This is a genomic window from Nocardiopsis lucentensis DSM 44048 (assembly GCF_000341125.1).
Classification (GTDB): domain Bacteria; phylum Actinomycetota; class Actinomycetes; order Streptosporangiales; family Streptosporangiaceae; genus Nocardiopsis; species Nocardiopsis lucentensis.
Genome location: NZ_ANBC01000492.1, coordinates 1 through 6404 on the forward strand (window position 1 = coordinate 1; position 6404 = coordinate 6404).

The 6404-nt window shown below is 72.7% G+C and carries 7 protein-coding genes; 6 read left to right on the forward strand and 1 reads right to left on the reverse strand.

The genetic code is table 11. From position 1 onward, the window contains the following. From D471_RS0117505 to D471_RS0117525, 5 genes are all read left to right on the forward strand, one after another. A partial coding sequence (locus D471_RS0117505) for an aldehyde dehydrogenase (RefSeq protein WP_017599822.1) occupies positions 1–1267 on the forward strand: 1267 nt, incomplete at its 5' end. Continuing rightward, positions 1260–2177 carry a 3,4-dihydroxyphenylacetate 2,3-dioxygenase gene (locus D471_RS0117510; RefSeq protein ID WP_017599823.1) on the forward strand — a complete coding sequence of 306 codons (918 nt, stop codon included), beginning with the start codon at positions 1260–1262 and terminating at the stop codon, positions 2175–2177. The genes D471_RS0117505 and D471_RS0117510, both read left to right, overlap by 8 nt. Continuing rightward, a complete protein-coding gene (locus D471_RS0117515) occupies positions 2170–3015 on the forward strand; it encodes a fumarylacetoacetate hydrolase family protein (RefSeq protein WP_017599824.1) in 846 nt (281 codons plus the stop codon). Before D471_RS0117510 ends, D471_RS0117515 begins: the two co-directional genes overlap by 8 nt. A 67-nt stretch (positions 3016–3082) precedes the next feature. Beyond that, complete coding sequence (locus D471_RS0117520; protein WP_017599825.1) at positions 3083–3718, forward strand: TetR/AcrR family transcriptional regulator; 636 nt, start codon at positions 3083–3085, stop codon at positions 3716–3718. Between the two features lie 180 nt (positions 3719–3898). Continuing rightward, positions 3899–5362, forward strand: coding sequence for an APC family permease (locus D471_RS0117525; RefSeq protein ID WP_051059209.1), 1464 nt, complete (start codon positions 3899–3901; stop codon positions 5360–5362). Positions 5363–5380: 18 nt separating this feature from the next. Here the strand turns inward: D471_RS0117525 and D471_RS0117530 are convergent, their stop codons facing one another. Next, positions 5381–6085, reverse strand: a complete 705-nt coding sequence (locus D471_RS0117530) for a type 1 glutamine amidotransferase (protein ID WP_017599827.1) — start codon at positions 6083–6085, stop codon at positions 5381–5383. A 121-nt stretch (positions 6086–6206) separates the two neighbouring features. On the opposite strand from D471_RS0117530, the gene D471_RS0117535 reads away from it, so the two are divergent. After that, positions 6207–6404, forward strand: a 198-nt coding sequence (locus D471_RS0117535) for a hypothetical protein (RefSeq protein WP_026127820.1), incomplete at its 3' end; no start/stop codon positions are given.

Genomic DNA, 6404 nt, shown 5'->3' on the forward strand with positions numbered 1-6404 from the left:
GCCCGGAGCCGAGCGGGCCCGCCTCCTCCACGCCGTCGCCGACGGCGTCGACAAGCGCCTGGAGGACCTGGCCGCCGTCGAGACCGCCGACAACGGCGCGCTGCTGCGGTCCCACCGCCGAGGCGTCATGCCGCGCGTGGCCCACAACTTCCGCTTCTTCGCCGACTGGCTCCTGGAGCTGGAACACGCCCCCTTCGACACACGGGGCCACACCAACCACGTGTCCTGGGACCCGGCCGGGCCGTGCGTGCTCATCACCCCGTGGAACGCGCCGCTGATGCTGGCCACCTGGAAGGTCGCCCCGGCGCTCGCGGCCGGGAACACGGTGGTGCTCAAACCCGCCGAGTGGTCCCCGCTCACCGCCTCCCTGCTGGCCGACATCGCCGCCGAGGCCGGGCTCCCGCCGGGCGTCCTCAACGTCGTCCAGGGCTACGGCGCCGAGGTCGGCGCCCCGCTCGTCGCCCACCCCGGCGTGCGTCGCGTCAGCTTCACCGGCTCCGTTCCCACGGCCGGGGCCATCGCCGCCGCGGCCTCGGCCAACCTCACCCCGCTCAGCCTGGAGCTGGGCGGCAAGTCGCCGCTGCTGGTCTTCGCCGACGCCGACCTGGACCTGGCCGTCGACCTGGCGGTCGAGCAGTACGACAACGCCGGGCAGGTGTGCCTGGCCGCCACCCGGCTGCTCGTCGAGGAGTCCGTGGCCGAGGAGTTCACCCGCCGCTTCGTCGACAAGGCGTCGCGCCTGACACAGGGTGATCCGCGCGAGGAGGCCACCTCCGTCGGCCCCAACATCCACCCCCGCCAGGTGGAGCGGATCGACGGCTTCGTGCGGCGCGCGCTGGACGCCGGGGCCCGCGCCGTTCTCGGCGGCGGCCCCAACACCGACCTGGGCGGCCTCTACTACCGACCCACCCTGCTCACCGACGTCGCCCAGGACTCCGAGATCGTCCAGGAGGAGGTCTTCGGCCCGGTCCTGACCCTGCAGACCTTCGCCACCGAGGACGAGGCCGTGGCGCTGGCCAACGACACCCGCTTCGGTCTGGCCGCCACCCTGGCCACCGGTGACGCCGCGCGCGCCGACCGGGTCGGCGCCCGCCTGGTCGCGGGAACCGTGTGGGTCAACTGCTTCTTCGTCAGGGACCTGCGCGCACCCTTCGGCGGCTCCCGGCTCTCGGGTGTGGGCCGCGAGGGCGGCAACTGGAGCTTCGACTTCTACTGCGACCTGAAGAACACCGTCACCGCACCGAAGGGATGGAAGAGCCATGGGTGAGATCGTCGGAGCGGGGCTGCTCGCCCACGTCCCCACCATCGTGCTGCCGCGCGAGGAACGCCTGGAACTGAACGAGGGCAGGGAGATCACCCTCGTCACCGGGCTGGAGGAGCTGCGCCGGGAGGTCTTCGAGACCGTTGACTACGACACGGTCGTCGTCCTGGACTCGCACTGGGCCACCACCGTCGAGTTCGTGGCCACCGCCCAGCGGCGCCGGGCCGGGCTGTTCACCTCCGAGGAACTGCCGCGCGGCATGTGCCGGATGCCCTACGACTTCCCCGGCGACCCGGAGCTGGCCCACAACATCGCCCGCTTCGCCGATGAGCACGGCACCTGGATCACCGCGATCGACGACGATCACCTGCCCATCTACTACGCCACCATCAACCTGTGGAAGTTCCTCGGCGAGGGCCTTCCCGACAAACGCTGGGTCAGCATCGGCGTCTGCCAGACCGGCGACATGGAGGACCACCTGCGGCTGGGCCGCGCGCTGGCCGACGGCATCGCCGCCACCGAGGGCCGCAGGGTGCTGCTCATCGCCTCCGGCGCGCTCTCGCACACCTTCTGGCCGCTGCGCGAACTGCGCGACCACGAGTCCAGCGACCCCTCCCACGTGTTCACCCCGCAGGCCCGAGCCGCCGACGAGGAGCGCATCGCCTGGTTCAAGGAGGGCCGCCACGACAGGGTCCTGCGGACCATGGGGGAGTTCGGGAGGTACAAGCCCGAGGCGAAGTTCTTCCACTACCTGATGATGGCCGGAGCCCTGGGCGAGGAGGCGTGCACCGCGCCCGCCCGCCAGTACGGCGAGTACGAGAACTCCATCGGCACCGGCCAGGTCCACCTGTGGTTCGACCGCCCCGGGGGCGGCTGGACCGCGCCCCGTACCGACAAGGAGCCCGTCCGTGCCTGAGTACCGCCGTATCCTCCTCGACGGCGCCGTAGTCGAGACCGTCCGCGAGGGCGACGAGTTGGTGGCCGGGGACGGCCGCCGCGTCAGGGCGGAGGAGGCCAGCCACCTGCCGCCGGTGGTGCCCTCCAAGGTCGTCGCCGTCCACCTCAACCACCGCAGCCGGGTCGAGGAGTTCCAGATCCGGCTGCCCGACACGCCCACCTACTTCCACAAGCCGGTCTCGGCGCTCAACTCCCACGGGGGCGCCGTCGTGCGTCCCGAGGGGTGCGTGTGGCTCAACTACGAGGGTGAGGTCGCCATCGTCATCGGTCGCACCTGCCGCAACATCTCCCCGGAGGAGGCGGGGGAGTACATCGCCGGATACACGGTCGCCAACGACTTCGGCCTGCACGACTTCCGCGACACCGACGCCGGGTCGATGCTGCGGGTCAAGGGCTCCGACACCCTGTGCCCGCTCGGGCCGGGACTGGTCACCGACTGGGACTTCCAGGGCAAGTACCTGCGCACCTACGTGAACGGGGAGCTGGTCCAGGACGGGTCCACCGACGAGATGCAGTGGGACATGCACTACCTCGTCGCCGACATCGCCCGCACCATCACCCTCGTGCCCGGGGACGTCCTGCTGTCGGGGACCCCCGCCCACTCCCGGCCGGTCCGGCCCGGAGACGTGGTCGAGGTGGCGGCCGAGGGGCTGGGGCTGCTGCGCAACCGCGTCGTCACCGGGCCGACCCCGGTCCGGGCCGACGTGGGCGCACAGCCCACGGAGTCGGAGGAGGTCGTCTCCACGGCGCTGGGCGGCGACTGGGAGTTCCGTGGGGTGCGGCCGCCGCGGCGCTGAGCGGAGCGGGGGCCGGGGCGCGCGACCGGCCCCCTCCGTGACGGCGCGGAACGGTAGGGTCACGGCCATGACCGACCTTTCCGGCACCGCGAGGCCGAACCCGTCCCGTTCCCGCGACCGCGCGGGGCGCAGGGTCGGTTACGGCGAGGGGCGCCAGGCCCTGCTCCGCGCCGCCGTGCGCGTCGTCGCCCGGCGCGGCCTGCGGCACCTGACCTACCGGGCCGTCGCGCAGGAGGCGGGGGTGACGCACGGCCTGGTCGTGCACCACTTCGGCTCACGCGACGCGCTCATCGAGGAGGCGCTGGCCTACGCGGTGCGCACCAGCGTGAGTTCCAGTCTGCTGGAGCCGGGCAGCGGCCGGGTCGAGGACTTCGCGGCCGGGCTGTCGGAGCTGGTCGAGGCCGATCCCGACCTGCAGGCCTTCCAGTACGAGCTGCTTTTGGAGGCGCGTCGCAGGCCCGAGCTGCGAGAGCAGGTTCGGGCCCTGTACGACGGCTACCGGGCGGCGACCGAGCGGGAGCTGTCCCGCATCCTGCCCGAGGACGCGGGGCCCGCCCTGACCCGCCTGGTCTTCTCCGCGCTGGACGGCCTCGTGCTGTACCAGCTCACCCTGGGTGGGGCCGGGGACACCGACGAGGCCGTCGGCGCGCTGCGCGAACTGCTGCGCGGGATGGCGCGGGAGCACACCGAACACGCGCGGTAGCGTCCCGCGGCCCGGCGCCCCCGCCGTCGACGGCGGGGGCGCCGACGCGTCGCGGGCAGGTCGCGGATTCGCAAAGACCGCTGGGCACCCCTTGTCATCCGGATAGTTCACCGCCACGATGAGGTAACTCGTTTGGGTCAAAACGATCTGTCCCCCTCCTCTTCCAAGCAGGTGATCCGCGTGGAACGCCAGAGCGTCGAGCCCCAGCGGCCGGCACCGACCTCTCCCGCACCCGCACCGGGCAAACTCAAGCCCGGGGCCGTCGGGGCGGTCGGCATCGTCTTCTTCGTCCTGTCCGCACAGGCCCCGCTGACCGGCGTCGCCGGGGCCGTCCCCATCGCCATCGGCATCGGCAACGGGACCGGCGTCCCCGCCGCCTACGCCCTGGCCGGTCTGCTGGTCCTGCTCTTCGCGGTCGGCTTCACCGCCATGGGCCGCCACGTCGTCAACGCGGGCGCCTTCTCCGCCTACATCGGCACCGGACTGGGTCGAACGACGGGGCTGGGCAGCGCCGGTGTGGCGCTGTTCGCCTACTGCGCCATCCAGGCCGCCATGTACGGGCTCTACGGAGCCACCATGAGCGGGCTGGTCGCCTCCCTCACGGGAGCCGAGACGCCCTGGTGGCTGTGGTCGCTGCTGACCATGGCCGTGGTCCAGGCGTTGGGCGCGTCGGGTGTGGAGATCGGCGCCCGGGTGCTCATGGTCCTGGTGGTGGCCGAGTTCAGCATCCTGCTGGTGTTCGCGCTGGTCACCCTGTTCACCGGCGGCGGTCCCGAGGGGCTGAACCCCTCCGCCAGCTTCTCGGTCGGCGCGCTGCTGCAGGGGGCGCCGGGGGTGGCCGTGATGTTCGCGGTCGCGTCCATGTTCGGTTTCGAGGCCGGCGCGATCTACGGTGAGGAGGCCAAGGACCCCGAGCGGACCGTTCCCCGGGCCACCTACACCGCCGTCATCCTGGTCACCGGGTTCTTCGCCCTGGCCTCGTGGATGCTGATCTCCGCCCACGGGGCGTCCGGCGCCACCGGGGCGGCGCGGGCGAGCCTGGAGACCGATCCGGCCGAGTTCGTCTTCACCCCCGTGGCGGCCCTCCTGGGCGGCTGGGTCCACGACGTGCTGCCCGTGCTGCTGGCGACGTCGCTCTTCGCGGGCATCCTCGCCTTCCACAACTCCGCCAGCCGCTACATCTTCGCCCTGGGGAGGGAACGGGTGTTCAGTCCCCTGCTGCTGGCGGTCAACCGCCGCCAGGCGCCGTGGCTGGCGGGGGCGGCGCAGACCGCCATCGCCCTGCTGCTGGTGGCGCCGTTCGCCGTGCTGGGGCTGGACCCGGTGCTGACGCTCTTCTCCTGGTTCAGCGGCACGGCCGTCCTGGCGATGATGGCGATGTACCTGCTGACCTCGGTCTCGGTGATCGCGTTCTTCCGCCGTGAGCGGGTGGACGGGCGCAGCTGGAGCACCCTGGTCGCTCCCGCGCTCGCGGCGGTCGGCCTCGCGGGTGCCGTCCTGCTGATCCTGGCCAACTTCACGACCCTGGTCGGCGGTTCGCCGGGTACCGCGGTCCTGCTCGCGCTGACCGTCCCGGCGGTCATGGCCGCCACCCTCGGCCTGGTCAGGGCCACCCGGCACAGGAGGCCCGGCCCGGCCGAGTGAGGCTCCAAGGGCCCGGGCTCACCCGGACGCGACCCGGTCGAGGAAGGCGTCCACGAGGGCCCGGGCCCGCTCCCCGGCCTCGGCCTCCAAGGAGATGGTCCGGTCCAGGAGAGCCGCGGGGTCGATCCCGCGGCTCTCGCACTGGGCCGCCCCGCCCGCCTCCAGCCATCCGCGGACCATCCGCGCGGTGGCCTCCGGGTGGAACTGCAGGCCCAGGGAGCGCCCGAGGCGGAACGCCTGGGGGCCGACGGCGGTACGTGCCAGCTCCACCGCGCCGGGCGGCGGGACGCAGCGGTCGTAGTGCCACTCCAACCACGGACCGGGGCCGACGAGCGCGGGGTCGTCGGTGTCGATCTCGGTCCAGCCGATCTCGGGGCGGGGCGCGGGCTCGACGGAGCCTCCCGTCGCCGCGGCCAGCACCTGGGCGCCGAAGCAGATGCCCAGGACGGGGACGCCCATCTCATGGGCCTTGCGGACCAGGGCGATCTCGCCGCCGATCCAGGACCCGACGGTCCGCTCGTCGTAGACCGACCAGGGCGAACCCATCGGCACGACCACGTCCCACCCCCGTGGGTCGGGGAAGTCGAAGGCCACGTCGGGGGAGTCGAAGCGCTCCTCCGGGACGACCCGCAGGACCGTGGGCTCGTAGCCGCGCTCGGCGAGGCGTTCACCCACCTGTCCGGGTTCGGTGATGTGCTCGTGGACGACGATGAGCGCGCGCACGCGGTCCCCTTCCCTCCGTTGTTCGTACGGATCCAAATGATATGCGCGGACGCCTTGTGCGGGGGTCGTCGGGGTCATATCGTTTGGGCTCAAACCTATTTCCCGACCCGGGGGACCGCACGTGCTGGACACCACCCACGACGAGCTGACGCGCCGCGCAGCGGCACTCGACCCGCCCACGCACCACCACATCGACGGCGCCGACGAACCCGGCGGCGGCCGGACCTACCCGGTGGTCTCACCCCGTGACGGCCGCGTCCTGGCCGAGGTCTCAGACGGCGGCCAGGCCGAGGTCGACGCCGCCGTGGCGGGGGGGGCC